This is a genomic window from Enterobacter cloacae complex sp. IR5418, from assembly GCF_049238105.1.
Taxonomy (GTDB): Bacteria; Pseudomonadota; Gammaproteobacteria; order Enterobacterales; family Enterobacteriaceae; genus Enterobacter; species Enterobacter hormaechei.
The window spans coordinates 38,304-62,349 of sequence record NZ_JBMKHS010000017.1 but is presented as its reverse complement, the minus strand read 5'-3'; the positions used below and the strand labels follow the sequence as shown (position 1 = coordinate 62,349).

Below are 24,046 nucleotides of genomic sequence, written 5' to 3'. Positions count from 1 at the left end.
TGACGATTACAGCTTGAACGTTGCCCATACCGGCGCATGGTCGGACGGTTTTTCCATGCTGCGGATGTCATAGTCAATCCCGGTTTCGATGCAGCGTTCGGCCAGCGGGGCACTTGCCAGCAGCAGGTCGATACGCAGGCCCCGGTTGTCATCGAAGCCTTTAGAGCGGTAGTCAAACCATGAGAAGCGATCCTGCGTCTCGGGGTTCGCCGTGCGGAAGGTATCCACCAGCCCCCAACCCAGCAGGCGCTCCATCCACTCGCGCTCCTCCGGCAGGAAAGAGCATTTGCCGGTGCGCAGCCAGCGCTTGCGGTTCTCTTCGCCGATACCGATATCCAGATCTGTCGGGCTGATGTTCATGTCACCCATGATCAGCACCGGATTATCCTTTTTGAGTTCGGTTGTCAGGTAGTTTTGCAGATCCTGATAAAACTTCGCTTTGGCCGGGAATTTGGTTTCATGATCGCGGCTTTCACCCTGCGGGAAATAGCCGTTAATGACGGTCACATTGCCGAGTGCGGAAGGAATTTCTGCCATGATGATGCGGCGCTGCGCCTCTTCATCGTCACCCGGGAAGCCACGACGCACCGACACCGGGGTATCTTTGGTCAGCAGCGCAACGCCGTAGTGGCCTTTCTGACCGTGGTAAAAGACGTTATAGCCCAGCTTCGCTACCTCTTCGAGCGGGAACATATCGTCGTGAACTTTTGTCTCCTGCAAGCCGATCACATCGGGCTGATGTTGCTCAACAATCGCTTCAAGCTGGTGAGGGCGGGCACGCAGGCCGTTGATATTAAAAGAGACAAATTTCATAGTCGCTGCCAATGCAAGGTGAATAGTGCAAGGATGGTAGCAGAATTTACGTCGTCTGTTATCCGCTTCGCCCAATTACTGCGACAGATAATGCCAACGGTGCAAAATTTGCACCATTTCGACGCGCGTTGCCCTCCAGCAGGGCTTAAAGGGCCGATAAATTTCGCGAGCGATCACAATTCCAGAATTATATTTGGCCTCTGCATACTCTTTCTTGTTTTCATGCGGCAAAGCGCCGCTTGTCGTAAAAATATTCACTATTTATGCATTAACAGTGAATAACTCCATATTGTAACTCATTGATATTCTGTTACCCCAACCCGTTTATGCATTTTTATCGCTGGCTGGCACGAACACTGCAATCTACATTCACAGTGCAAACACTCAATTATTTAACATTTAAACAACCTTTTATTTACCGGGTGAGGTCGCTATGTCTCTGTCAGTTACGCGTGAAAATTTCGATGAATGGATGATGCCGGTATACGCTCCGGCGGCTTTTATTCCGGTACGTGGGGAAGGCTCTCGCCTGTGGGATCAGCAGGGCAAAGAGTACATCGACTTTGCGGGTGGGATTGCGGTGAATGCGCTGGGACATGCGAACCCGGCGCTGCGGCAGGCGCTGAATGACCAGGCGGCGAAATTCTGGCATACCGGCAACGGGTATACCAACGAACCGGCGCTGCGTCTGGCGAAGAAGCTGATTGACGCCACTTTCGCAGAAAAAGTCTTTTTCTGTAACTCCGGCGCGGAAGCCAACGAAGCGGCGCTGAAGCTGGCGCGCAAATATGCACATGATAAATTCGGCGCGCATAAGAGCGGCATCGTCGCCTTTAAAAATGCCTTCCATGGCCGCACGCTGTTTACCGTCAGTGCGGGGGGGCAGCCCTCCTATTCACAGGATTTTGCGCCGCTGCCGCCGGATATCCGTCACGCGGTGTATAACGATTTACACTCTGCCAGAGAGCTGATTGACGACACCACCTGTGCGGTGATCGTGGAGCCGATGCAGGGTGAAGGTGGCGTCATGCCCGCCGACAACGCGTTCCTGCAAGGGCTGCGCGAGCTATGCGATCGGCATAATGCGGTCCTGATTTTTGACGAAGTCCAGACCGGCGTAGGCCGTACGGGTGAGCTGTATGCCTACATGCACTATGGCGTGACCCCGGATGTGCTTTCAACAGCCAAAGCGCTCGGCGGCGGTTTCCCGGTGGGAGCGATGCTGACCACCGAAAAATTCGCCAGCGTGATGACCGTGGGCACCCATGGCACCACTTACGGCGGTAACCCGCTGGCAACCGCTGTCGCCGGACAGGTGCTGGATATTATTAACACCCCTGAGGTGCTGAACGGCGTGAAGCAGCGTCACCAGTGGTTCGTTGAACGCCTCACGGCCATTAACAGCAAAACCGGCCTGTTCAAAGAGATCCGCGGTCTGGGGCTGTTGATTGGCTGTGAACTTGCCCCTGAGTTTGTTGGCAAAGCGAAGCTGATTTCACAGGAAGCGGCGAAACAGGGCGTGATGGTGCTGATTGCGGGTGCTAACGTGGTGCGGTTTGCCCCTGCGCTGATCGTCAGCGAGGAAGAGGTCAGAACCGGGTTAGATCGTTTTGCGCTGGCCTGCGAACAGGTGAAGGCCGGGGTGTCATCATGATGGTCATCCGTCCCGTTGCGCACGGCGATCTCGCCGGGCTTATGCAGCTTGCCGGTAAGACAGGGGGCGGGCTGACCTCGCTGCCTGCCGATGAAAAAACGCTGTCGGCGCGCATTGAGCGCGCCCTGCAAACCTGGCAGGGGACGTTGCCAAAGAGCGAACAGGGCTATGTGTTCGTGCTGGAAGATACCGACACGGGAACCGTGGCGGGGATTTGCGCTATCGAGGTGGCCGTCGGGCTTAACGATCCGTGGTACAACTACCGCGTCGGCACGATGGTCCACGCCTCGAAAGAGCTGAACGTTTACAACGCGCTGCCGACGCTCTTCCTCTGTAATGACCATACCGGCGCCAGCGAACTCTGCACCCTGTTCCTCGATCCGGACTGGCGCAAAGAGGGGAATGGTTATCTGCTCTCCAAATCGCGCTTTATGTTTATGGCCGCCTTTCGCGACCGCTTCAACGAAAAAGTGGTCGCCGAGATGCGCGGCGTGATTGATGAGACGGGCTACTCGCCGTTCTGGGAGAGTCTGGGCGAACGCTTCTTCTCCATGGAATTCAGCCGGGCGGATTACCTGTGCGGTACCGGGCAGAAGGCGTTTATCGCCGAGCTGATGCCGAAGCATCCGATTTATACCCATTTCTTAACCCCGGAAGCGCAGGCGGTGATCGGCGAAGTTCACCCGCAAACCGCCCCGGCCCGGGCGGTGCTTGAGAAAGAGGGATTTCGCTACCGTAACTACGTCGACATCTTCGACGGCGGACCGACGCTGGAATGCGACATTGACCGCGTGCGCGCCATCCGTAAAAGCCGCCTGGTTGAGGTTTCCGAAGGCCAGCCTGCGCCGGGCGAGTGGCCAGCCTGCCTGGTCTCGAACGAGAATTACACCAACTTCCGCGCCATGCTGGTGCGAACCAACCCAACCTGCGAGCGTCTGGTGCTGACGGCTGCGCAACTGGATGCCCTGAAATGTAACGCTGGCGACACGGTTCGCCTGGTGCGACTCTGCCCTGAGGAGAAAACAGCATGACTTTATGGATTAACGGCGACTGGGTAACGGGCGAAGGTGACGCGCGGACAAAAACCAATCCGGTCGGCCAGGAAGTGCTCTGGTCGGGGAACGACGCCAGCGCCGGGCAGGTGGAGCGGGCCTGCCAGGCTGCACGCCGCGCGTTTCCGGCATGGGCGAAACGGCCATTCTCCGAGCGCCAGGCGCTGGTTGAGAAATTTGCTGCGTTGCTGGAGGCCAATAAAGCCGAGCTGACCCGCATTATTGCCTGCGAAACCAGCAAGCCGCGCTGGGAGGCGACAACCGAAGTCACGGCGATGATCAACAAAATCGCGATATCGGTGAAGGCATACCATACCCGCACCGGTGAGCAGCATACCGAGATGCCCGACGGCGCCGCCACGCTGCGCCACCGTCCGCACGGGGTGCTGGCGGTGTTTGGCCCGTATAACTTCCCCGGACATCTGCCGAACGGGCACATTGTGCCTGCGCTGCTGGCGGGGAATACCGTCATCTTCAAGCCGAGTGAGTTAACCCCCTTAACCGGCGAAGCAGTGGTCAAACTCTGGGAGCAGGCGGGGCTGCCGCCGGGTGTGCTGAATCTGGTGCAGGGCGGGCGTGAAACCGGTCAGGCGCTGAGTGCGCTGAGCGACATTGACGGCCTGCTGTTCACCGGAAGTGCCGGTACGGGCTATCAGCTGCATCGCCAGCTGGCGGGACAGCCGGAAAAAATTCTGGCACTCGAGATGGGCGGTAACAACCCGCTGATTGTGGAAGATCCGGATAATATCGATGCCGCGGTCCATCTGACCATTCAGTCGGCGTTCATTACCGCCGGACAGCGCTGCACCTGCGCCCGCCGCCTGCTGGTTAAGCGCGGCGCGCAGGGGGATGCGTTCCTGAAGCGTCTGGTGGAGGTAAGTGCGCGTCTGGTTCCCGCGAAATGGGATGCCGAGCCGCAGCCGTTTATCGGCGGGCTGATCTCCGGGCAGGCGGCGCTGAACGTGCTGACAGCCTGGCAGGGGCACGTGGCGCGCGGGGCGAAAACCCTGCTGGAGCCGAAACAGGTAATGCCGGGCACGTCGCTGCTGACGCCGGGGATTATTGAGATGAGTGCGACGAGCAACGTGCCGGATGAAGAGGTCTTTGGCCCGCTGCTGTGCGTCTGGCGCTATGACGATTTTGAGTCGGCGATCGCGATGGCCAACAACACCCGCTACGGCCTGTCGAGCGGCCTGATATCGCCGCATCGCGAGAAATTCGAACAGCTGCTGCTGGAAGCGCGCGCCGGGATCGTGAACTGGAACAAACCGCTGACCGGCGCGGCGAGCACCGCGCCGTTTGGTGGCGTAGGGGCGTCGGGCAACCATCGCGCCAGCGCCTGGTATGCCGCCGATTATTGCGCGTGGCCGATGGCAAGCCTGGAAACCCCGGCGCTGACGCTGCCGGAGACGCTGAATCCGGGGCTGGACTTTACAGAGGGTGACGCCCATGAAAGCGCGTGAAGTTAACTTTGACGGGCTGGTGGGGCTGACGCACCACTATGCCGGGCTGTCGTTCGGCAATGAAGCCTCGACGAAGCACCGTTTCCAGGTCTCGAACCCGAAGCTGGCGGCGAAGCAGGGGCTATTAAAAATGAAGGCGCTGTCCGATGCCGGTTTCCCGCAGGCGGTGATCCCGCCGCAGGAGCGCCCGAACGTGGCCGTGCTGCGCCAGCTGGGTTTCAGTGGCACGGATGAACAGGTGGTGGAAAAAGCAGGCACGCAGACGCCACACCTGCTTTCCGCGGCCAGTTCAGCCTCCTCGATGTGGGTCGCGAACGCCGCCACCGTCGCGCCGTCGGCAGATACGCTGGATGGCAAAGTGCATCTGACCGTCGCTAACCTGAACAACAAATTCCACCGCGCCAGCGAAGCGGAAACCACCGGACACGTGCTGCGCGCCATTTTTAATCATGACGCGCATTTCGAGGTGCATTCGGCGCTGCCGCAGGTCGCGATGTTTGGCGACGAAGGGGCGGCCAACCACAATCGTCTGGGCGGCGACTATGGTGAGCCGGGTTTACAGCTGTTTGTTTACGGGCGGGAAGAGGGCGGTCATGCCGCGCCGGTTCGTTATCCGGCGAGACAAACCTTAGCCGCAAGCCAGGCGGTTGCACGGCTTAACCAGGTTAATCCTTCTCAGGTCATTTTTGCCCAGCAAAATCCGCAGGTGATCGACCAGGGCGTGTTTCATAACGACGTGATTGCCGTTTCCAACCGTCAGGTGCTGTTCTGCCACGAGCAGGCGTTTGCCCATCAGGAAAAGTTGCTGGCCACGCTGCGTGAGCGGGTGCCGGGCTTTATGCCAGTTCAGGTCCCCACGCAGGCGGTGAGCGTGCAGGATGCGGTCGAAACGTATCTGTTCAACAGCCAGCTGCTGAGCCGGGAGGACGGCAGCATGATGCTGGTACTGCCGCAGGAGTCCAGGGAGCATCAGGGCGTCTGGCGCTATCTCAGTGAACTGGTGCAGGCGGATAACCCGATTGATGAACTGCGTGTGTTTGATCTGCGGGAAAGTATGGCCAACGGTGGGGGGCCTGCCTGTTTACGCCTGCGCGTGGTGTTAACGCCGGAGGAAATGCAGGCCGTGAATCCGGCGGTGATGATAAACGACACGCTGTTCAACACCCTTAACGACTGGGTGGATCGCTATTATCGTGACCGTCTGGTTCAGGCCGATCTGGTTGATCCGCAGTTGCTGCGCGAAGGCCGCGAGGCGCTGGATGCTTTATCGACCATCCTGCAACTGGGATCGGTTTATCCGTTCCAGCGCTAAGGAGACGATATGGAAAACTTACTGGCGCTGACGCTGGCTGAAGAGACACCGGCGCGGCACGAGGGGGAAGGCCCCTCGTTCCACTGGCGATGGCGAGGGCCGGGCGTGCTTGAACTGACGCCGACGGGGGAATATAACCTGTCGCTGCTGCTTTCTTCCGGCATTCACGGAAACGAAACCGCGCCCGTGGAGATTGTCGATCTTCTGCTGCGCGCGCTGTATCGCGCAGAGATCACGCTGCACTGCCGTCTGCTGGTGGTACTGGGAAATCCGCCTGCGCTGGCGCAAAACAAACGGTATCTGGTGAGCGACATCAACCGCATGTTTGGTGGTCGCTGGGCGGACTTTCCACAGAGTGATGAAACGACACGCGCGCAATGGCTGGAGAAGGTGGTCACGGCGTTTTTTGCCGGGGCGGGGGAAACGCGCTGGCACCTCGATCTGCATACGGCCATTCGCGCCTCGTACCACGTGCGTTTTGGCGTTTTACCGCAGCGTCACCAGCCTTGGGATGACGCGTTTCTGACCTGGCTTGGCGACGCGGGGCTGGAGGCGCTGGTCTTCCACCAGACGCCAGGCGGCACGTTTACCCACTTCACCTGCGAGCATTTTGGCGCGCTCTCCTGCACCCTGGAGCTGGGAAAAGCGCTACCGTTCGGGCAGAACGACCTTACGCGTTTTGCCCCTACGCATCAGGCGCTTCGGGCGTTGCTTGCTGGGGTTGCCCCGGAACCCACCCGGGAGCCCGTCGTGCGCTATCGGGTTGTACAGCAGATCACGCGCCGCAGTGAGGCTTTCCAGCTTCATATGGCGCCCCATACGCTGAACTTTACGCCGTTTCGTCAGGGCGTTCTGCTGGCGGAAGATGGTGAGACGCGCTATGCGGTAGAGAAATCCACGGAATATGTTTTATTCCCTAATCCGTCGGTCGCGTTTGGTTTGCGGGCCGGGTTGATGCTGGAAAAAATGTCGTGATCGCCTCCCCTCGCGTAGACCGGAGGGGAAATCAAGAATAAATTTCTTCACGTTTAAAGCGCTCTGGTAATGTTTGCGGAATATTCCTGGAGAATTGCTTTATTATTAAACGGTACTTCGCTATACTCCTCCATAATTTCTTTAAAATCATCCTGTTGAATATTTTTGTTTCATCTCTCCACGCTTTTTCCTTAATTTCTCCACAATTGGCGAAAAGTTGTTTTTTACACTTTCATTGTTTTACTGTTGCTCTGACTAATTGACGATAAACCCCGTAAAGTTAATCTCGTCAACCGGCATAGCGCCGAAGAATAACTGAAAGTAAGGAAAGACATTATGCGTAAATTAACTGCACTGTTTGTTGCCTCTACCCTGGCTCTGGGCGCTACCAGCATGGCGTTCGCCGCAGATACCGCGACCACTACCGCCGCGCCGACTGAAGGCAAAATGATGATGCATCATAAAGGCAAGCCGGGTATGCACCATGAGATGATGATGTTTAAAGATCTGAACCTCACCGATGCGCAGAAACAGCAGATCCGCGACATCATGAAAAGCCAGCGTGACCAGATGAAACGTCCTCCGCTGGAAGAGCGCCGCGCAATGCATGACATCATTGCCAGCGACAGCTTCGAGAAAGCAAAAGCGGAAGCGCAGATCGACAAAATGGCCGAGCAGCACAAAGCGCGCATGCTGGCCCACATGGAAACTCAGAACATGATTTACAACATTCTGACGCCGGAACAGAAAAAGCAATTTAATGCCAATTTTGAGAAGCGTCTGACAGAACGTGCAGCGCCGGAAGGTAAAATGCCTGCACCAACCGAATAATCGGTTCACTCTCTTAAGACCGCCGGGCTCCTGTCTACAAAAGCGAAAACGCTGTGGACAGGACCGGCGGTTTTTCTTTTGTCCCATGCCTAAGGTCTGGCCTGACTGCTGCCGATAATACGTCTGTGAAAATGCCCTGGCGCACGGTGCGTCCTTCAGGAGTGGTCATGGAATTCTTTGATATCCGTAAAATGCCGGTCAGTCTCTGGCGTAACGGCGCAGGTGAGACGCGTGAGATTTGCTGTGTCCCTCCTGCGACGCGGGATTTTTTTTGGCGGGCCAGTATTGCCTCCATTGCCAGTAACGGCGAATTTTCCGCGTTCCCGGGCGTTGACCGGGTGATTACGCTGCTGGAGGGCGGCGAGGTGACCCTGGATGCGGGCAGGGCGTTTTGCCATACCCTGAAGCATCATCAGCCTTACCGTTTTGCGGGCGATCTGGCGGTGAAGGCCGTGCTCACAGAGGGGCAGATGTCGATGGACTTCAACATCATGACCCGACGGGATCGCTGCCAGGCAAAGGTGCGCGTTGCTACCCGGACGTTTACCACCTTCGCGTCACGCGGTGGAGTGGCGTTCGTATTAAGCGGCGCCTGGCAACTGGGAGACAAATTACTGACCGCCGATCAGGGCGCCAGCTGGGAAGAGGGCAGCCATACCCTCCGTTTACTGGAATCGAAAGGCAGTCTGCTGTTCAGCGAAATTACCTGGCTGCCGGGTCATTGAGTACAATGATCTCATATTTTCCGGTTAACAGTGGCTTACAGAGAATTTTATAACCATCCTGATCGAACCCGGCGGGGGTGCGTAGCAGAGCGGTTGCGTCATCCAGGCTTTCGACGGCGCCAAGCCAGAGCCAGTTGCGAATGATGTGATAGTGCGTCATCGCATCGCGGGTTTCTTTCAGCGCCACCGCGCCTTCCCACGGCCAGCAGTTAACGCTAATTGAGGCCAGGCCAGCCATAAACCGGGCATGATGTTCCTCAACGCTCTCCTTTCCGCAGCACGCCCCGGCGCAGCGTTTCAGCGCGGAGCGGAAACAGGCGCGACCGCGGGTGGTGGATTCCAGCCCTAACAGGCCGTAACAAAGCTGTAATTCATCAGCCAGGGATTGCAGGGTTTGCAGTGCGGCACGTTTGTTGGCAAACAGCCCGTAAAGATTCGGTTCATGCGAAAAATCTACTTCCCGGGCATACACGACCTGCGGTTTTCCCGCGTTAACCTGCAAGGAGCACAGCTGGCGGTTGCGGCGCAGGCGTTTGTTAAACAGCGGCTGCTGTTCCTTGATGAGCCTGGCTTCGAGCAGAAGCGCGCCCAGTTCACCTGCCGTCTCGACCCAGGTGATCCGCCGGGACTGCCTGAGCATTGAGGCTTCGTCCGGCGTACGCAGGTGCGACATCACCCGGCTGCGGATATTCACGCTTTTGCCGATATAGAGCGGCATGGTGTCGCTGTCACCGTGGAAGAAATAGACGCCAGGCTGTTTAGGCAGTGCCTCAAGCCAGGGGCGAAGATGCTCGGGATATTCGTAGATAGCCGCCGCTTCAAACTCAAGACGCGGGGCGGATTGACGCCTGCTCACATACTGCTCCATATACTGTTCAGGCATACAGTGTAGCAGATGTTCGGTGGTTAAAAAAGAGCCGGGTGGCGGCTACGCCTTACCCGGCCTGCAAAACTGCGTTACCGTTTTGCTTTTACTTTTTCCAGAAATCGTCAAACACCGTAATGGGCGGACGGCGCTTGTGCTCGGTTTTCAGATACCAGCCTTCGATAATTTTTGCGGTCCCTTCGTCGAGCGTTTTGCCTTCCAGATAATCATCGATGTTGTCATACGTGACCCCCAGCGCCGCTTCATCCGGCAGGGAAGGACGATCGTCCTCCAGATCTGCCGTTGGCGCCTTCTTATACAGGTGCTCCGGGCAGCCCAGCGCCGCCAGCAGCTGCTTGCCCTGACGCTTGTTCAGGCGGAAGAGGGGATTGATGTCCGTACCGCCATCGCCGTATTTGGTGAAGAAGCCGGTGATGGCTTCCGCGGCGTGGTCGGTTCCCACGACAACCCCTTTGGTCATCCCTGCGATACTGTACTGCGCTTTCATGCGCTCACGGGCTTTCTCATTGCCACGAACAAAATCGCTCAGTTCAATTCCGGCTTCACGCAGGGCCTGCTCGCTTGCCAGTACCGAGCCTTTGATGTTCACAGTAAGAACACGGTCCGGCTGAATAAAGGCAATAGCATCCTGACAGTCCTGCTCGTCGGCCTGCACGCCATACGGCAGACGTACGGCGATAAATTGCAGTGCGGTGTCCCCGGTCTCGTCACGCAGCTCGGAGACAGCCATCTGGCTCAGTTTACCGGCCAGAGTAGAATCCTGACCGCCGCTGATACCCAGCACCAGCGTCTTCAGGAAAGGGTGTGCAGACAGGTAAGCTTTCAAAAAATCAACGCTACGACGGATCTCTTCACTGGCATCAATCGCAGGTTTCGCGCCCAGCGCCTGAATAATTTCTTGTTGCAGAGCCATTACGCCCTCCCTATGCAGAACCAAACAGAAAGTGTGATCTGTTAAAACTAACCCTTTGTCGGGAAAACGACAAGGATCACAGTTTTGAGTGTACTGTTTTACAGCGATTTAGCAGCTTATCGTTGTTTTATTAGAATTTTCCGAAATTCGTCTAGCGTAACTCGCAAAGTTGAACAATAGTAATTTTTATCCCATGCTTAGTTAACACGCTGATAAACAAGAGGACGGAATATGAACAAGAACGTAGCAGGAATTTTAAGCGCAGCGGCGGTACTGACTATGCTGGCAGGGTGTACAGCTTACGATCGCACCAAAGATCAGTTCACACAGCCAGTGGTTAAAGACGTCAAAAAAGGCATGACGCGTTCCCAGGTTGCTGCCATTGCCGGTAAACCTTCTTCTGAAGTCACTATGATCCACGCACGTGGCACCTGCCAGACCTATATTCTGGGTCAACGTGATGGTAAGGCAGAAACCTACTTTGTCGCCCTGGATGATACGGGTCACGTGATCAATTCGGGTTACCAGACCTGTGCCGAATACGACACCGACCCACAGGCACCTAAGGCGCAGTAAGCGTGCTTGCCTGAGAGTGTTAACAAACCGGCCTGAAGGCCGGTTTTTTTATGCATACGTAAATCTTATTTCTTGGCGCGAATTATTTGCCTGAAATGTGAAGGTAGTCAACAAGCCAGGTCAATGAGAGACAATTTCAGTCTATCCAGAATTATCCCCTCCCTGTACCATTGCGTATACTCACTTCAACGACAAACAATGTTCAGCACACTGCCCGTCAGCCAGGATAGCGAGTCGAGTGTTAGCGCGACGGCGGGTAGACAAACAAGAGGGAAGTTATCATGGAAAAGAAACATATCTATCTGTTCTGCTCTGCGGGTATGTCCACTTCGCTGCTGGTTTCCAAAATGCGCGCGCAGGCCGAAAAATATGAAGTCCCTGTGGTGATTGAGGCGTTTCCGGAAACGCTGGCGGGCGAAAAGGGCCAGGCGGCAGATGTTATTTTGCTGGGGCCGCAAATCGCTTATATGTTGCCCGAAATTCAACGTTTACTCCCTGGTAAGCCGGTTGAAGTGATCGATTCCGTTTTGTACGGCAAGATTGATGGTTTAGGTGTATTAAAAGCTGCTGTTGCGGCGATTAAAAAAGCTGCTAATTAATTTTTTATTTTTCCCGTCAAAGAGTTATTTCACACACAATACGCCGTAACGGTCGTTGCGGCATTTAAGGGTATTTTCCTATGAGTAAAGTCATCGCTTCACTTGAAAAGGTACTCCTTCCTTTTGCTGTTAAAATAGGAAAGCAGCCTCACGTTAATGCCATTAAGAACGGCTTTATTAAATTAATGCCATTGACATTAGCCGGGGCAATGTTCGTTTTAATTAACAACGTTTTTCTGAGCTTTGGAGAAGGTTCCTTTTTTTATTCATTAGGAATTAGGTTAGATGCTTCCACTATTGAAACCCTTAATGGTTTAAAAGCCATTGGCGGCAACGTCTACAACGGTACGTTGGGTATTATGTCGCTAATGGCGCCTTTCTTTATCGGGATGGCGCTGGCGGAAGAGCGTAAAGTGGATCCGCTGGCGGCTGGCTTGCTCTCCATTGCCGCGTTCATGACCGTCACTCCGTACAGCGTCGGCGACGCTTACGCCGTTGGCGCCAACTGGCTGGGTGGGGCAAACATCATTTCCGGTATTATCATCGGGCTGGTGGTGGCCGAAATGTTCACCTTCGTTATCCGCCGTAACTGGGTTATCCGCTTGCCGGATAGCGTTCCGGCCTCCGTTTCTCGTTCATTTTCCGCGTTGATTCCGGGCTTCATTATTCTCTCCATCATGGGGATTATTGCCTGGGCGCTCTCTCACTGGGGTACTAACTTCCATCAGATCATTATGGACTCTATCTCCACGCCGCTGGCGTCGATGGGTAGCGTGGTCGGTTGGGCATATGTCATCTTTACCTCCCTGCTGTGGTTCTTCGGCGTGCATGGTTCACTGGCACTGGCGGCGCTGGACAGCGGTATTATGACCCCGTGGGCACTGGAAAACGTCGCGCTTTACCAGCAGTACGGCTCCGTCGATGCGGCGCTGGCGGCCGGTAAAACCTTCCATGTGTGGGCGAAGCCGATGCTTGACTCCTATATCTTCCTGGGGGGTACCGGGGCGACGCTGGGTCTGATCATCGCGGTCTTTATTGTCTCTCGCCGCGCCGACCATCGTCAGGTTGCGAAGCTGGCTCTGCCGTCAGGCATCTTCCAGATTAACGAGCCGATTCTGTTTGGTCTGCCCATTATCATGAACCCGGTGATGTTCATTCCCTTCATCCTGGTTCAGCCGCTGCTGGCCGCGATTACGCTGACGGCGTACTACCTGGGCATTATCCCGCCGGTGACCAACATTGCACCGTGGACAATGCCAGCCGGTCTGGGCGCGTTCTTCAACACCAACGGTAGCGTGGCCGCCTTCCTGCTGGCGATATTCAACCTCGGGATTGCCACCCTGCTCTACATGCCATTCGTGGCGATTGCGAACAAGGCCGCAACGGTTATCGATGAAGAAGAGAGCGAAGAGGATATCGCCCTCGCACTGAAATTCTAAAATTGCACGGCGCGGGGCAACCCGCGCCAGCGTAAAGGAGCTTAAAGATGTTAGATTTAGAGAATATCGTTGCCGAAGAAACCGCAGAGAACGATCTGGAAGAGGTGGTGATGGGTCTCATCATCAATTCCGGGCAGGCACGCAGCCTGGCGTATGCGGCGCTTAAGCAGGCTAAGCAGGGCGATTTCGTAGCCGCAAAAACCATGATGGAGCAGTCCCGTACGGCATTAAACGAAGCGCATCTGGTGCAGACGAAGCTCATCGAAAGCGACCAGGGCGAAGGGAAGATGAAAGTGAGCCTGGTGCTGGTCCATGCCCAGGATCACCTGATGACCTCCATGCTGGCGCGCGAGCTGGTGGCGGAACTCATCGAGCTTCACGAGAAGATGCAATAAGTCAGCTGAAGTAGCAGGAGGTCAGCACGATGGAAATTAAAACCGCACATGAGCAGCAGCTGTTTAATGGCAAGAATTTTCACGTGGTGATTTACAACAAAACGGAGAGCGCCAGTGGTCTGCACCAGCATGACTACTACGAGTTCACGATTGTTCTGACCGGCCGCTACTATCAGGAGATCAACGGTAAGCGCGTCCTGCTTGAGCGCGGCGATTTCGTCTTTTTGCCGATGGGATCGTATCACCAGAGCTTTTATGAGTTTGGTGCGACGCGCATTCTGAACGTAGGGGTGAGCAGGCGTTTCTTTGAAAAACACTATCTGACACTGGTTCCGTTCTGCTTTGTGGCATCACAGGTGTATCGCGTCAAAAATGAGTTTATGACCTGGATTGAAACGGTTATCGCTTCGCTGAATTTCCGCGACAATGAATTTGATGAATTTATTGAAACCGTGACCTTCTACGTCATGAATCGCCTCCGCCATCACCGTGAAGAACAGCAGGTGGTGGATGATATTCCTCAGTGGCTGCGCAGTACCGTGGAGCTGATGCACGACAAGGGACAGTTCAGCGAGAATGCGCTGGAAAATATGGTGGCGCTGTCGGGTAAATCGCAGGAATATTTAACGCGCGCCACGCAGCGTTATTATCGTAAAACGCCTGTGCAAATTATTAATGAAATCCGCATTAACTTTGCCAAAAAACAGCTGGAAATTACGAACTACTCTGTCACCGATATCGCTTACGAATCGGGATACAGCAGCCCCAGTCTGTTTATTAAAACCTTTAAAAAGTTGACTTCATTCACACCGAACAGTTACCGCAAAAATTTAACGGTAATTAATTAACTTTCGGCGGTTTATCCGCCACGAACAGTGACGTAATGGCTTGCCCAAATAGCGGGAAGAGTACGCTATACCTTGCAGGCGATTAACCTGATACGCTAAGGGAGATATTATGCAACAGAAATTAAAAGTCGTAACCATTGGTGGCGGCAGCAGCTATACCCCGGAATTACTTGAAGGTTTCCTGAAACGTTATCATGAATTACCGGTCAGCGAATTATGGCTGGTGGATGTTGAAGAAGGGCAGGAGAAGCTGGATATTATTTTTGAACTGTGCAAACGCATGGTTGAAAAAGCGGGCGTGCCTTTAACCGTCCATAAAACGCTGGATCGCCGCCTGGCGCTGAAAGATGCAGACTTCGTGACCACCCAGCTGCGCGTCGGCCAGCTGAAAGCGCGTGAGCTGGATGAGCGTATTCCGCTGAGCCACGGTTATCTGGGCCAGGAAACCAACGGGGCCGGTGGCCTGTTTAAAGGTCTGCGTACCATTCCGGTTATTTTTGACATCATTAAGGACGTGGAGGAGATCTGCCCGAACGCGTGGGTGATTAACTTTACCAACCCGGCCGGAATGGTCACCGAGGCCGTTTATCGTCACACCGGTTTCAAACGCTTCATCGGCGTCTGCAATATTCCGATTGGCATGAAGATGTTCATCCGCGATGTGCTGGAACTGACCGATAACGATGAGCTGTCCATTGACCTGTTCGGCCTGAATCACATGGTCTTTATCAAAGATGTGATGGTGAACGGGCAATCGCGCTTTGCAGAACTGCTCGACGGCGTCGCCTCTGGTCGACTGACTGCGGCCTCGGTGAAAAACATCTTCGATCTGCCGTTCAGCGAAGGGCTGATCCGCTCCCTGAATCTGCTGCCGTGCTCGTATCTGCTCTACTACTTCAAGCAGAAAGAGATGCTGGCGATTGAAATGGGCGAATACTACAAAGGCGGCGCGCGCGCTCAGGTTGTGCAGAAAGTAGAGAAGCAGCTTTTTGAGTTGTATAAAGATCCGAACCTGAACGTCAAACCGAAAGAGCTGGAGCAGCGTGGCGGGGCATACTATTCGGATGCCGCGTGTGAAGTGATCAACGCCATTTACAATGACAAGCAGGCCGAGCACTATGTGAACGTTCCGCATCATGGGCACATCGACAATATCCCGGCAGACTGGGCCGTTGAGATGACCTGCATCCTTGGGCGCGACGGCGCAAAACCGCATCCCCGCATTACCCACTTCGACGATAAAGTGATGGGCCTTATTCACACCATCAAAGGCTTTGAAGTGGCGGCAAGCAATGCGGCCCTGAGCGGAGAACTGAATGACGTGCTGCTGGCGCTTAACCTCAGTCCGCTGGTGCATTCTGACCGTGATGCTGAAAAACTCGCGAGTGAGATGATCCTGGCGCATGAAAAATGGCTGCCAAACTTTGCGGCAACGGTTGAGAAACTGAAGCACACGCACCGTTAAGAGGAGGCGCGATGGAAAACCTGCTGATCGTCAATGCCGATGATTTTGGCCTGTCAAAAGGGCAGAACTACGGCATTATTGAAGCCTGTCGCCGGGGCGTGGTCACCTCTACTACAGCGCTCATCAACGGCGAGGCGGTGGAACATGCGGCGCAGCTAAGTCGTGAGGTGCCCGAACTGGGCGTGGGTATGCACTTTGTGCTGACGCTTGGGTTGCCCCTTTCACCGATGCCGGGCCTGACGCGCGAGGGGCAACTGGGGAAATGGATTTGGGAAATGGCGGAGCAGGACGCTCTGCCGCTCGATGAGATTGCCCGTGAGCTGGATTGCCAGTTTAACCGCTTTGTGGATCTGTTTGGCCGCGAGCCAACCCATATTGACAGCCATCATCATGTGCATATGATCCCGGCGATTTTCCCGATTGTGGCAGAGTTTGCGCAACGTAAAGGCGTGGCGATGCGCGTGGATCGGGACGTGCACGGGTTGCCGGACGTGGCGGTGACGTCTACGGAGGGCTTCAGCAGTGCCTTTTACGGCGATGAGATCGACGAAGCGCTGTTCCTGAAGGTGCTGGATGAGTCCGCCGCAAAAGGGGAGCGCTCGCTTGAAGTGATGGCGCACCCGGCGTTTGTCGATAACATTGTACGTAAGAGCGCCTACTGCTGGCCGCGTCTGGCGGAACTGGACGTGCTGACGTCGGCGTCGCTGAAATACGCGATTGCCGAGCGTGGGTATCGTCTGGGAACGTTCAGGGATCTTTGAGACAAAGCCCGGTGGCGAGGTAAAAGCAAAACGGTAACCTTTTGGTTACCGTTTTTTATTGGTTTCTCCCTCTCCTGTGGGAGAGGGCCGGGGTGAGGGCTACAGGCCGCCCAACCGGGTATGGTTGTTTACGCCGGTATCTGGTCGATCTTACTGCTGCGCGACCACACGCGGTGGGCGGCGAGCAGGTCAAACAACCGGGTCATAAACGCATCGTCAACATTATCACCTTCGACAATACCTTCTTCCCCTTGATCCGGTACCTTCAGCAGAGATTTAAACTTCCGCGCATCGCCTGCCAGGGCGATTGGCTTCAGGTGCTTATAGGCTTCCAGCAGATAATAGGCGGCATCGCCATTGCCGAGCAGACTCTCCACGTCGCCGCACGGCATAATCACCGCATCAACGGTCAACGACGGTGCCCCGGCGAAGGTCGCGGCAATCGGCAGGACGGAGCCATCGTCGGCCGTCACTTCGCCCATACGTGAGTAAAGCAGTTTGGCATGCACGCCCTGGGTTTTGAGCGCCTTCATGATCCCCAGCACGTCGCTGGCGCGGGGTTTATCGTTCAGCAGGATAGCCACCACGCGGCCTTTAATTGACCCGCCAGGTACAGCATACAGGCTCAGGGAAGGATCCTTCTTCAGCCCGTTCACGTCTTTTGGCGGTGCGGCATGGCATTGCTCGTCAGTCAGCGTGATGCCGAGATTATTCGCCACGCCCTGCGCGAGCTGAATATCAATGTGCGCCAGATGGTCGACCACGCGCTCACGAATATAGGTTCGCACCACTTTGCTCAGTTCAAAGCTGAAACCGCCGATAATGTGCTGCTGTTCAATCGGGGTCTGGCTGTTCCAGAACAGGCGAGGATGAGCGTAATACTCACCAAACGACGGGCTGCGCTCACGAATTTTTGTTCCATCCACGCGCTCCTGATACGACTCGAATCCGCCACGTTTTGGCCCCGGTGGAGTTTCACGCGGCCAGTTATCGTTAATGGAGTTCGGTTCGTAGTTTGCCGGGTTGGTATCGATATCCTGGCGATGCATTCCGTCACGCTGGAAGTTATGGTACGGGCAGGTCGGACGGTTGATTGGGATCTCGTGGAAGTTGGGACCACCGAGACGGCTGATTTGCGTATCGGTGTAAGAGAACAGACGGCCCTGGAGCAGCGGATCGTTGGTGAAATCCAGCCCCGGCACAATATGGCCCGGGTGGAACGCAGCCTGCTCATTCTCTGCGAAGAAGTTATCCGGGTTGCGATTAAGCACCATTTTGCCCACCAGCTGAACCGGCACCAGCTCTTCCGGAATAAGCTTGGTTGGATCGAGCAGGTCGAAGTCGAATTTGAACTCATCCTCTTCCGGGATCAGCTGCAACCCCAGTTCGTATTCCGGGTAATCACCGGCTTCAATGGATTCCCACAGTTCGCGGCGGTGGAAGTCCGGATCGCGCCCGGTGAGCTTCTGCGCTTCATCCCACACCAGGGACGCTTTCCCCGCGACCGGTTTCCAGTGGAAACGCACGAACGTTGCCTTGCCTTCGGCATTGATCAGACGGAAGGTGTGGATCCCAAACCCTTCCATGGTGCGATAGCTGCGTGGTATCCCCCGGTCAGACATCGCCCACATCACGTTGTGCAGGGTTTCCGGTTGCAGCGAGACGTAGTCCCAGAAGGTGTCATGCGCACTTTGTCCCTGCGGTATGGCCCAGTGTGGCTCTGGTTTTACCGCATGGACAAAGTCAGGAAACTTATGCGCATCCTGAATGAAGAACACCGGAGTGTTATTCCCGACCAGGTCGAAAATACCCTCCTCGGTATAGAATTTGGTGGCGAAGCCGCGGATATCACGCACCGTGTCAGCCGAGCCAGCGCCGCCCTGTACGGTAGAGAAGCGTACAAATACCGGCGTGATTTTGTTCGGGTCGGAAAGGAAATCCGCTTTCGTGATCTCTTTCTGGCTCTTGTACGGCTGGAAATAGCCGTGCGCCGCTGAGCCGCGCGCGTGAACGATACGTTCAGGGATACGCTCATGGTCGAAATGGGTGATTTTTTCCCGCAGGATGAAATCTTCCAGCAGCGTCGGGCCGCGCGTTCCGGCGCGCAGGGAGTTCTGGTCGTCGGCGATACGCACGCCCTGATTGGTGGTCAGCGCATAACCTTCACCCCCTTTGCGATGCGGGTCGAGAGATTTTAACTTCTCGTTATCCGCATCGGGTGACTTCATGCTGCCCGGCGCAGTCGGTTGCTCGCCCGGCGCCGAAGGGCCAGGGGAGAGTTTATGAGAACCATCCGCAGGGGCGAGTGAGTCCATTCCCGGTTGAGATTCTTCGGTGCCATGAATGGGGGCTTGATGTGGTTTATCGTTGTTCGACATTGCACGCTTCTCCTTAGTTCGTTCCTGAAAAACCTATTAAGGATAGAACAATGTGATGAATTAGCAGGCGAACTAAGCGTTTTCAGATAAGTGATTAGCGAAAGGAGCCATCTGCCACACGTCAGGCGCGACGGGTGGGGGGAGAATCGGCTATGATAGAAATTTCCTGCTTTAAGAATTTGTTTTAGTGAACCCGTCGCTTATGAAACCTCTTCGTCAACAAAACCGCCAGGTTATTAGCTATGTGCCCCGCGTTGAACCCGCGCCGCCTGACCATGCCCTGAAAGTGGATGGTTTTCGCGATGTCTGGATGTTACGGGGTAAATACGTTGCCTTCGTGCTGATTGGCGAGCACTTCCGTCGCTCCCCTGCGTTTTCGGTGCCAGAATCGGCGCAGCGATGGGCAGTGCAGACCCGTCAGGATGAAGAGGTTGAAGAATAACAGCCATAAAAAAACCGCCCGCAGGCGGTTTTTTTCTTTCAGCAGTGATTAACGATGTGCCAGTTCGGCATCTTCTTCACTCTCGAGAATCGTTTTGTCGGTCTGCTTCAGCCACTGGCTGGTCAGGGTGCCAGCCGTCATTGAGCCGCTCACGTTCAGCGCGGTACGACCCATATCGATCAGCGGTTCAACAGAGATCAGCAGGGCAACCAGCGTCACCGGCAGTCCCAGCGCAGGGAGAACGATCAGCGCAGCGAAGGTCGCGCCGCCGCCCACGCCCGCCACACCGGCGGAGCTAATGGTCACGATACCGACCAGCGTCGCAATCCAGACCGGATCCAGCGGGTTGATACCCACGGTTGGGGCAACCATCACGGCCAGCATCGCTGGGTAGAGGCCCGCACAGCCGTTCTGCCCGATGGTCGCGCCGAAGGAGGCCGAGAAGCTGGCGATAGACTCCGGTACGCCCAGACGACGGGTCTGCGCTTCCACGTTCAGCGGGATAGAGGCCGCGCTGGAACGGCTGGTGAAGGCGAAGGTCAGCACTGGCCAGACTTTGCGGAAATATTTCAGCGGGCTAACGCCGTTCACGCCCAGCAGGATACCGTGCACAACAAACATAATGCCCAGCCCCAGGTACGAAGCAATCACGAAGCTGCCAAGCTTGATAATGTCTTGCAGGTTCGATCCTGCAACGACTTTGGTCATCAGCGCCAGAACACCGTACGGCGTCAGTTGCATGACCAGACGCACCAGCTTCATCACCCAGCTTTGCAGGGTATCGATGGCAATGAGTACGCGCTCGCCTTTCGGCGCATCGTCCTTCAGCAGCTTCAGTGCAGCCACGCCCAGGAACGCCGCGAAAATCACCACGCTAATAATGGAGGTTGGGCTTGCACCGGTCAGGTCAGCGAACGGATTCTTCGGAATGAAGGAGAGCACCATCTGCGGCACGGTCAGATCGGCCACTTTACCCACGTAATTGGTCTCAATCGCCGTCAGACGCGCGGTTTCAGCGCTACCCTGCACCAGACCTTCAGCGGTCAGGCCAAACAGATTGGTCACCAGCACACCCACCAGCGCGGCAATCAGCGTGGTAAAGAGCAGGGTACCAATGGTCAGGAAACTGATTTTACCCAGTTGAGAAGCATTATGCAGACGGGCTACGGCGCTCAGAATAGAGGCGAACACCAGCGGCATAACGATCATTTGCAGCAGCTGTACATAGCCGTTACCGACAATGTTGAACCACTGAATGGAATCTTTCAGTACCGGGCTATCGGAGCCGTAAATGGCGTGTAAGGCCAGGCCAAACACCACGCCCATGACCAGACCGACCAGTACCTTTTTCGCCAGGCTCCACTGTTTGTGGCGAGCCTGGGCGAGAAGCAATAGCAATACGACGAACACGACAATGTTCGCGATGAGTGGAAAATTCATCCCCGTTCTCCTGATTTATTATACGGCCGGTTTTTACCGAACCTGTTGGCGCAAGGTTATCAGAAGTGTGATGTCGCGCTTATATCCATATGGAATGGTTTATGACAAAAGTGATTATATTGTCGGTTTAATGTTCAATCTGGTGATTAATAAAACGATTGAACTGAAATTGCAGCGAGTTGATCATCTGCGATGACCAGCGCACTGCACCATTTTCGGGCAATGTCTGTGGCATCCAGATGGCATACGCAAACAGCGCCATGCACAGAACGCGCTCCAGCTGGTTGCCTTTTTGCGGTACAAGGATCGGAAGGCGGAAACGCCAGCGGCAAGGCCAGAGCAGCGGTACACCCGCTGGCGTCAGCATATCGGCGAGGATATGGCTTAAGTAGCCGAGCACCATGCCCTGAATGGCATCCGCCGGGACGATCCAGCTCTCCGGAACCTTCAAATAGAAGAGTGTAAGCAGGCCAAACACGGCCAGCAGGCTGTGGGTGAACCCGCGATGACCAAAGGCTCTGGCGATGGGTTTTGAAATCCACTTCAGCCGCTGACCAAGGAATGATTTGGGATGATCAATGTCCGGCAGCAGGCAGGTCAGCACGGCAGAAGGGACAATATGCCACCAGTCCCCCTGTGCCAGCACAGGGGTCAGTTCAGCGTTTTTGGCAAACACTGCACAAGCAAGTGAAAAAAGCAGGTGGCCTTCCGCCGTCATGATAAAAATAAAACCCGGTAAACTGTCGATTCATACAGTATAGGGTTTTTATACAGTGTGCGAAAGAGGTGACGGTGTAACTCTTTGTCACAAACGCGCGGCTAGCGGGCCAGCCAGCCACCGTCTACGGCGAGGGTATGGCCGTTAACGTAATCGGACGCTGACGAGGCCAGAAACACCACCGGACCCTGCAAATCTTCCGGCAGTCCCCAGCGGCCCGCCGGAATACGGTCAAGGATTGCCTGGCTACGTTGCTCATCATCGCGAAGTTGCCGGGTGTTATTTGTCGCCATATAGCCCGGCGCAATAGCGTTCACGTTAATCCCCCACGCTGCCCATTCGTTCGCCAGCAGGCGGGTGAGGCCCAGCACGCCGCTTTTGGAGGCCGTGTAAGAGGGCACCCGGATGCCGCCCTGGAAGGAGAGCATGGAGGCAATGTTAATGATCTTGCCGCCCTGACCCTGCGCAATAAACTGTCTGGCCACTGCCTGGGAGAGGAAAAAGACCGATTTCAGATTGAGATCGATGACCTCGTCCCAGTCCTTCTCGTTAAATTCCAGCGCATCGGCACGGCGGATAGTGCCAGCATTGTTAACCAGAATATCGATGCGTCCCATCTCAGCGACTGCGGTATCCACCACGCTCTGAATGCTCGCCTGCTTGCCAAGATCGGCGCGGATCGCAATAAAGCGACGTCCCAGTGCCGTCACGCGCGCTGCCGTTTCGTCAGGAACTTTGCGGTTAACTCCCACGATATCGCAGCCTGCCTGGGCGAGGGCAATGGCCATGCCTTGCCCCAGACCGGTATCGCACCCGGTTACGATCGCCACTTTTCCTGCCAGAGTAAAAGCATCCAGTATCATACGTGCCTCAGAAGTCAGATTATTGTCATTCTGCACGTAAGGATAGGAGTCTGGAATGAGAAAAGCAAATAAAGTAAAACGATGTTTTGATTTTGTGATGCAGGCAGCCGAAGCTGCCTGAAGGAGCATTACTCCCCGCGCAAATGGCGGGCAGTCAATTCTTCAAGAGACGTCAGCCTGACATCCGCGAGGGCAAAACGGGGATCGTGTCGGCCTTCTTCAGCCGGTACAACGATAGAGCGCATACGTGCAGCTTTAGACGCCACCATGCCGTTAACTGAATCTTCCAGCGCCACGCAGGTAAGCGGATCCAGTCCCAGTTTTGCGGCGCAATCCATATACACCTGCGGATGCGGTTTGCTGTAAGGAAGCTTTTCGGCCGAGGCCAGCGCGTCGAAGCTGTCGCGCAGCCCGAACATCGTCAGCACTTTTTCCAGCATATGCAGCGGTGAGGCGGAGGCCAGCCCCACTTTTAGCCCTTGCGCCTTGCACAGGGCGATAGCGTCATGTACGCCCGGTAACAGAGGCTTATACTCTTCTACGAGGGAGATAGCGCGGTTGATAATACGCGCCGTGACTTCGTCGCGATCCGGGCCAACCCATGGCTGGTGGGTATACCAAAGATCAACCACCATATCGATGCGCAGCCCCAGGGTATCGGGAAGCTCGTTACGGCGACTGATATCGACGCCAAGGCTGGCCATCACGTCCAGTTCAGCCCGATCCCACAGGGGTTCGGAATCAATCAGCAATCCATCCATGTCAAAAATAGCGGCAAGAATCTGGCGCGGTGTCGACATTACAACATCTCCTTATCTTGGGGGGTAAGACGAACGGTGCTAAGCACAAGCAATTTAGCATATTGTATTCAAAGATCGGGCGAAAATGACCGACAGCAGGTAGACTTAGGCACAAATAACGCGTCTTTATGAAGAGGAACGAATGACGTATCAACAGGCTGGACGCATCGCGGTCTTAAAACGTATTGCTGGTTGGGTTATTTTCATTCCCGCCCTGATTTCAACGCTGATCTCCGTACTCAAATTTATGTACGATCACAGCGAAAAACAGCCGGGCATTAATGCCGTCATGCTTGATTTTGCCCACGTCATGATTGAAATGATGCGGTTCAACACCCCGTTCCTGAACGTCTTCTGGTTCAACTCGCCCACGCCGGATTTTCACAACCAGCTTAATATCGGATTCTGGATAATCTATGCGTTAATATTCATCGCGATGGCGTTGCAGGCCTCCGGCGCGCGCATGAGCCGCCAGACCCGCTTTTTACGCGAAGGGGTGGAAGATCAACTGATACTTGAGAAGGCGAAAGGCCCGGACGGGATGAGCCGCGAGCAGATTGAATCGCGCATTGTCGTTCCGCGTCATACCATTTTTGTGCAGTTTTTCCCGCTCTACGTCCTGCCGATCGTTATCATTGTGGCCGGGTATTTCTTCTTTACGCTGCTGGGCTTCCTGTAAATGCTAAAGGGGGCGTGAT

General features: G+C 55.4%; 24 protein-coding genes. 16 read left to right on the top strand and 8 right to left on the bottom strand.

Annotated features, from left to right (window positions below; all coding sequences use genetic code 11):
- Nucleotides 1-6: 6 nt before the first annotated feature.
- Nucleotides 7-813: an exodeoxyribonuclease III gene (gene xthA / locus ACOTX7_RS14455; protein WP_006809106.1), complete on the bottom strand. Its 807-nt coding sequence runs from the start codon at nucleotides 811-813 to the stop codon at nucleotides 7-9.
- Between the two features lie 433 nt (nucleotides 814-1,246).
- Between xthA and astC the strand changes: the two genes are divergently transcribed.
- From astC to ves, 7 genes are all read left to right on the top strand, one after another.
- Entirely contained in the window at nucleotides 1,247-2,467 is a 1,221-nt protein-coding gene (astC, locus tag ACOTX7_RS14450) for a succinylornithine/acetylornithine transaminase (RefSeq protein ID WP_221255842.1), read from the top strand.
- Nucleotides 2,464-3,498 (top strand): arginine N-succinyltransferase, encoded by a 1,035-nt coding sequence (gene astA, locus ACOTX7_RS14445; protein ID WP_015570755.1) that lies wholly within the window; start codon nucleotides 2,464-2,466, stop codon nucleotides 3,496-3,498. Before astC ends, astA begins: the two co-directional genes overlap by 4 nt.
- Complete coding sequence (gene astD / locus ACOTX7_RS14440; RefSeq protein WP_221813519.1) at nucleotides 3,495-4,982, top strand: succinylglutamate-semialdehyde dehydrogenase; 1,488 nt, start codon at nucleotides 3,495-3,497, stop codon at nucleotides 4,980-4,982. Before astA ends, astD begins: the two co-directional genes overlap by 4 nt.
- On the top strand, nucleotides 4,969-6,294 hold the full coding sequence (gene astB / locus ACOTX7_RS14435) for an N-succinylarginine dihydrolase (protein ID WP_221255844.1): 1,326 nt from the start codon (nucleotides 4,969-4,971) through the stop codon (nucleotides 6,292-6,294). The genes astD and astB overlap by 14 nt, the downstream gene beginning before the upstream one ends.
- A 9-nt stretch (nucleotides 6,295-6,303) precedes the next feature.
- Entirely contained in the window at nucleotides 6,304-7,269 is a 966-nt protein-coding gene (gene astE / locus ACOTX7_RS14430; protein WP_000429330.1) for a succinylglutamate desuccinylase, read from the top strand.
- A 336-nt stretch (nucleotides 7,270-7,605) separates the two neighbouring features.
- Nucleotides 7,606-8,100 (top strand): ATP-independent periplasmic protein-refolding chaperone Spy, encoded by a 495-nt coding sequence (spy, locus tag ACOTX7_RS14425; RefSeq protein ID WP_221255845.1) that lies wholly within the window; start codon nucleotides 7,606-7,608, stop codon nucleotides 8,098-8,100.
- A gap of 167 nt (nucleotides 8,101-8,267) precedes the next feature.
- A complete protein-coding gene (gene ves / locus ACOTX7_RS14420; protein ID WP_006809098.1) occupies nucleotides 8,268-8,825 on the top strand; it encodes an environmental stress-induced protein Ves in 558 nt (185 codons plus the stop codon).
- Here ves and cho read toward each other — a convergent pair.
- Together cho and nadE are read right to left on the bottom strand one after the other, a co-directional pair.
- The gene (gene cho / locus ACOTX7_RS14415; protein WP_197347164.1) at nucleotides 8,803-9,681 is read right to left on the bottom strand and encodes an excinuclease Cho; all 879 of its coding nucleotides are present in this window, start codon (nucleotides 9,679-9,681) and stop codon (nucleotides 8,803-8,805) included. The two genes, ves and cho, sit on opposite strands and share 23 nt — an antisense overlap.
- Nucleotides 9,682-9,796: 115 nt before the next feature.
- A complete protein-coding gene (gene nadE, locus ACOTX7_RS14410; RefSeq protein WP_006809096.1) occupies nucleotides 9,797-10,624 on the bottom strand; it encodes an ammonia-dependent NAD(+) synthetase in 828 nt (275 codons plus the stop codon).
- A gap of 231 nt (nucleotides 10,625-10,855) precedes the next feature.
- On the opposite strand from nadE, the gene osmE reads away from it, so the two are divergent.
- From osmE to chbG, 7 genes are all read left to right on the top strand, one after another.
- Nucleotides 10,856-11,200 (top strand): osmotically-inducible lipoprotein OsmE, encoded by a 345-nt coding sequence (gene osmE, locus ACOTX7_RS14405; protein WP_003857836.1) that lies wholly within the window; start codon nucleotides 10,856-10,858, stop codon nucleotides 11,198-11,200.
- 281 nt (nucleotides 11,201-11,481) lie between these two features.
- The gene (gene chbB, locus ACOTX7_RS14400) at nucleotides 11,482-11,799 is read left to right on the top strand and encodes a PTS N,N'-diacetylchitobiose transporter subunit IIB (protein ID WP_047354050.1); all 318 of its coding nucleotides are present in this window, start codon (nucleotides 11,482-11,484) and stop codon (nucleotides 11,797-11,799) included.
- Between the two features lie 80 nt (nucleotides 11,800-11,879).
- Nucleotides 11,880-13,238, top strand: a complete 1,359-nt coding sequence (gene chbC / locus ACOTX7_RS14395; protein ID WP_006809094.1) for a PTS N,N'-diacetylchitobiose transporter subunit IIC — start codon at nucleotides 11,880-11,882, stop codon at nucleotides 13,236-13,238.
- A gap of 47 nt (nucleotides 13,239-13,285) precedes the next feature.
- Nucleotides 13,286-13,633, top strand: coding sequence for a PTS N,N'-diacetylchitobiose transporter subunit IIA (gene chbA / locus ACOTX7_RS14390; protein WP_006809093.1), 348 nt, complete (start codon nucleotides 13,286-13,288; stop codon nucleotides 13,631-13,633).
- Between the two features lie 29 nt (nucleotides 13,634-13,662).
- A complete protein-coding gene (gene chbR / locus ACOTX7_RS14385; protein WP_006809092.1) occupies nucleotides 13,663-14,481 on the top strand; it encodes a transcriptional regulator ChbR in 819 nt (272 codons plus the stop codon).
- A 109-nt stretch (nucleotides 14,482-14,590) separates the two neighbouring features.
- Nucleotides 14,591-15,946, top strand: a complete 1,356-nt coding sequence (locus ACOTX7_RS14380) for a 6-phospho-beta-glucosidase (RefSeq protein ID WP_221255846.1) — start codon at nucleotides 14,591-14,593, stop codon at nucleotides 15,944-15,946.
- A gap of 11 nt (nucleotides 15,947-15,957) precedes the next feature.
- Nucleotides 15,958-16,707 (top strand): chitin disaccharide deacetylase, encoded by a 750-nt coding sequence (chbG, locus tag ACOTX7_RS14375; protein WP_221255847.1) that lies wholly within the window; start codon nucleotides 15,958-15,960, stop codon nucleotides 16,705-16,707.
- Nucleotides 16,708-16,835: 128 nt separating this feature from the next.
- Here the strand turns inward: chbG and katE are convergent, their stop codons facing one another.
- Entirely contained in the window at nucleotides 16,836-19,085 is a 2,250-nt protein-coding gene (gene katE / locus ACOTX7_RS14370) for a catalase HPII (protein WP_221255848.1), read from the bottom strand.
- 187 nt (nucleotides 19,086-19,272) lie between these two features.
- On the opposite strand from katE, the gene cedA reads away from it, so the two are divergent.
- Nucleotides 19,273-19,527: a cell division activator CedA gene (gene cedA / locus ACOTX7_RS14365; protein ID WP_071850030.1), complete on the top strand. Its 255-nt coding sequence runs from the start codon at nucleotides 19,273-19,275 to the stop codon at nucleotides 19,525-19,527.
- Between the two features lie 48 nt (nucleotides 19,528-19,575).
- On the opposite strand, the gene tcyP is transcribed toward cedA, so the two are convergent.
- From tcyP to hxpB, 4 genes are all read right to left on the bottom strand, one after another.
- The gene (gene tcyP / locus ACOTX7_RS14360; RefSeq protein ID WP_006809087.1) at nucleotides 19,576-20,967 is read right to left on the bottom strand and encodes a cystine/sulfocysteine:cation symporter; all 1,392 of its coding nucleotides are present in this window, start codon (nucleotides 20,965-20,967) and stop codon (nucleotides 19,576-19,578) included.
- A 127-nt stretch (nucleotides 20,968-21,094) separates the two neighbouring features.
- Complete coding sequence (locus tag ACOTX7_RS14355) at nucleotides 21,095-21,685, bottom strand: metal-dependent hydrolase (protein ID WP_006809086.1); 591 nt, start codon at nucleotides 21,683-21,685, stop codon at nucleotides 21,095-21,097.
- A gap of 101 nt (nucleotides 21,686-21,786) precedes the next feature.
- A complete protein-coding gene (gene kduD, locus ACOTX7_RS14350; RefSeq protein ID WP_221255849.1) occupies nucleotides 21,787-22,548 on the bottom strand; it encodes a 2-dehydro-3-deoxy-D-gluconate 5-dehydrogenase KduD in 762 nt (253 codons plus the stop codon).
- 128 nt (nucleotides 22,549-22,676) lie between these two features.
- The gene (gene hxpB / locus ACOTX7_RS14345) at nucleotides 22,677-23,348 is read right to left on the bottom strand and encodes a hexitol phosphatase HxpB (protein WP_214591514.1); all 672 of its coding nucleotides are present in this window, start codon (nucleotides 23,346-23,348) and stop codon (nucleotides 22,677-22,679) included.
- Between the two features lie 142 nt (nucleotides 23,349-23,490).
- Here hxpB and ACOTX7_RS14340 point away from each other — a divergent pair, with 142 nt between their 5' ends.
- Nucleotides 23,491-24,027, top strand: a complete 537-nt coding sequence (locus tag ACOTX7_RS14340) for a YniB family protein (RefSeq protein WP_006809083.1) — start codon at nucleotides 23,491-23,493, stop codon at nucleotides 24,025-24,027.
- Nucleotides 24,028-24,046 lie beyond the last annotated feature (19 nt).

Excerpts from the sequence above, each read along its gene's own strand:
- xthA (WP_006809106.1), bottom strand. The coding sequence starts at position 813 with ATGAAATTTGTCTCTTTTAATATCAACGGCCTGCGTGCCCGCCCTCAC.
- astC (WP_221255842.1), top strand. The coding sequence starts at position 1,247 with ATGTCTCTGTCAGTTACGCGTGAAAATTTCGATGAATGGATGATGCCG.
- astA (WP_015570755.1), top strand. The coding sequence starts at position 2,464 with ATGATGGTCATCCGTCCCGTTGCGCACGGCGATCTCGCCGGGCTTATG.
- astD (WP_221813519.1), top strand. The coding sequence starts at position 3,495 with ATGACTTTATGGATTAACGGCGACTGGGTAACGGGCGAAGGTGACGCG.
- astB (WP_221255844.1), top strand. The coding sequence starts at position 4,969 with ATGAAAGCGCGTGAAGTTAACTTTGACGGGCTGGTGGGGCTGACGCAC.
- astE (WP_000429330.1), top strand. The coding sequence starts at position 6,304 with ATGGAAAACTTACTGGCGCTGACGCTGGCTGAAGAGACACCGGCGCGG.
- spy (WP_221255845.1), top strand. The coding sequence starts at position 7,606 with ATGCGTAAATTAACTGCACTGTTTGTTGCCTCTACCCTGGCTCTGGGC.
- ves (WP_006809098.1), top strand. The coding sequence starts at position 8,268 with ATGGAATTCTTTGATATCCGTAAAATGCCGGTCAGTCTCTGGCGTAAC.
- nadE (WP_006809096.1), bottom strand. The coding sequence starts at position 10,624 with ATGGCTCTGCAACAAGAAATTATTCAGGCGCTGGGCGCGAAACCTGCG.
- osmE (WP_003857836.1), top strand. The coding sequence starts at position 10,856 with ATGAACAAGAACGTAGCAGGAATTTTAAGCGCAGCGGCGGTACTGACT.
- chbB (WP_047354050.1), top strand. The coding sequence starts at position 11,482 with ATGGAAAAGAAACATATCTATCTGTTCTGCTCTGCGGGTATGTCCACT.
- chbC (WP_006809094.1), top strand. The coding sequence starts at position 11,880 with ATGAGTAAAGTCATCGCTTCACTTGAAAAGGTACTCCTTCCTTTTGCT.
- chbA (WP_006809093.1), top strand. The coding sequence starts at position 13,286 with ATGTTAGATTTAGAGAATATCGTTGCCGAAGAAACCGCAGAGAACGAT.
- chbR (WP_006809092.1), top strand. The coding sequence starts at position 13,663 with ATGGAAATTAAAACCGCACATGAGCAGCAGCTGTTTAATGGCAAGAAT.
- ACOTX7_RS14380 (WP_221255846.1), top strand. The coding sequence starts at position 14,591 with ATGCAACAGAAATTAAAAGTCGTAACCATTGGTGGCGGCAGCAGCTAT.
- chbG (WP_221255847.1), top strand. The coding sequence starts at position 15,958 with ATGGAAAACCTGCTGATCGTCAATGCCGATGATTTTGGCCTGTCAAAA.
- katE (WP_221255848.1), bottom strand. The coding sequence starts at position 19,085 with ATGTCGAACAACGATAAACCACATCAAGCCCCCATTCATGGCACCGAA.
- tcyP (WP_006809087.1), bottom strand. The coding sequence starts at position 20,967 with ATGAATTTTCCACTCATCGCGAACATTGTCGTGTTCGTCGTATTGCTA.
- ACOTX7_RS14355 (WP_006809086.1), bottom strand. The coding sequence starts at position 21,685 with ATGACGGCGGAAGGCCACCTGCTTTTTTCACTTGCTTGTGCAGTGTTT.
- kduD (WP_221255849.1), bottom strand. The coding sequence starts at position 22,548 with ATGATACTGGATGCTTTTACTCTGGCAGGAAAAGTGGCGATCGTAACC.
- hxpB (WP_214591514.1), bottom strand. The coding sequence starts at position 23,348 with ATGTCGACACCGCGCCAGATTCTTGCCGCTATTTTTGACATGGATGGA.
- ACOTX7_RS14340 (WP_006809083.1), top strand. The coding sequence starts at position 23,491 with ATGACGTATCAACAGGCTGGACGCATCGCGGTCTTAAAACGTATTGCT.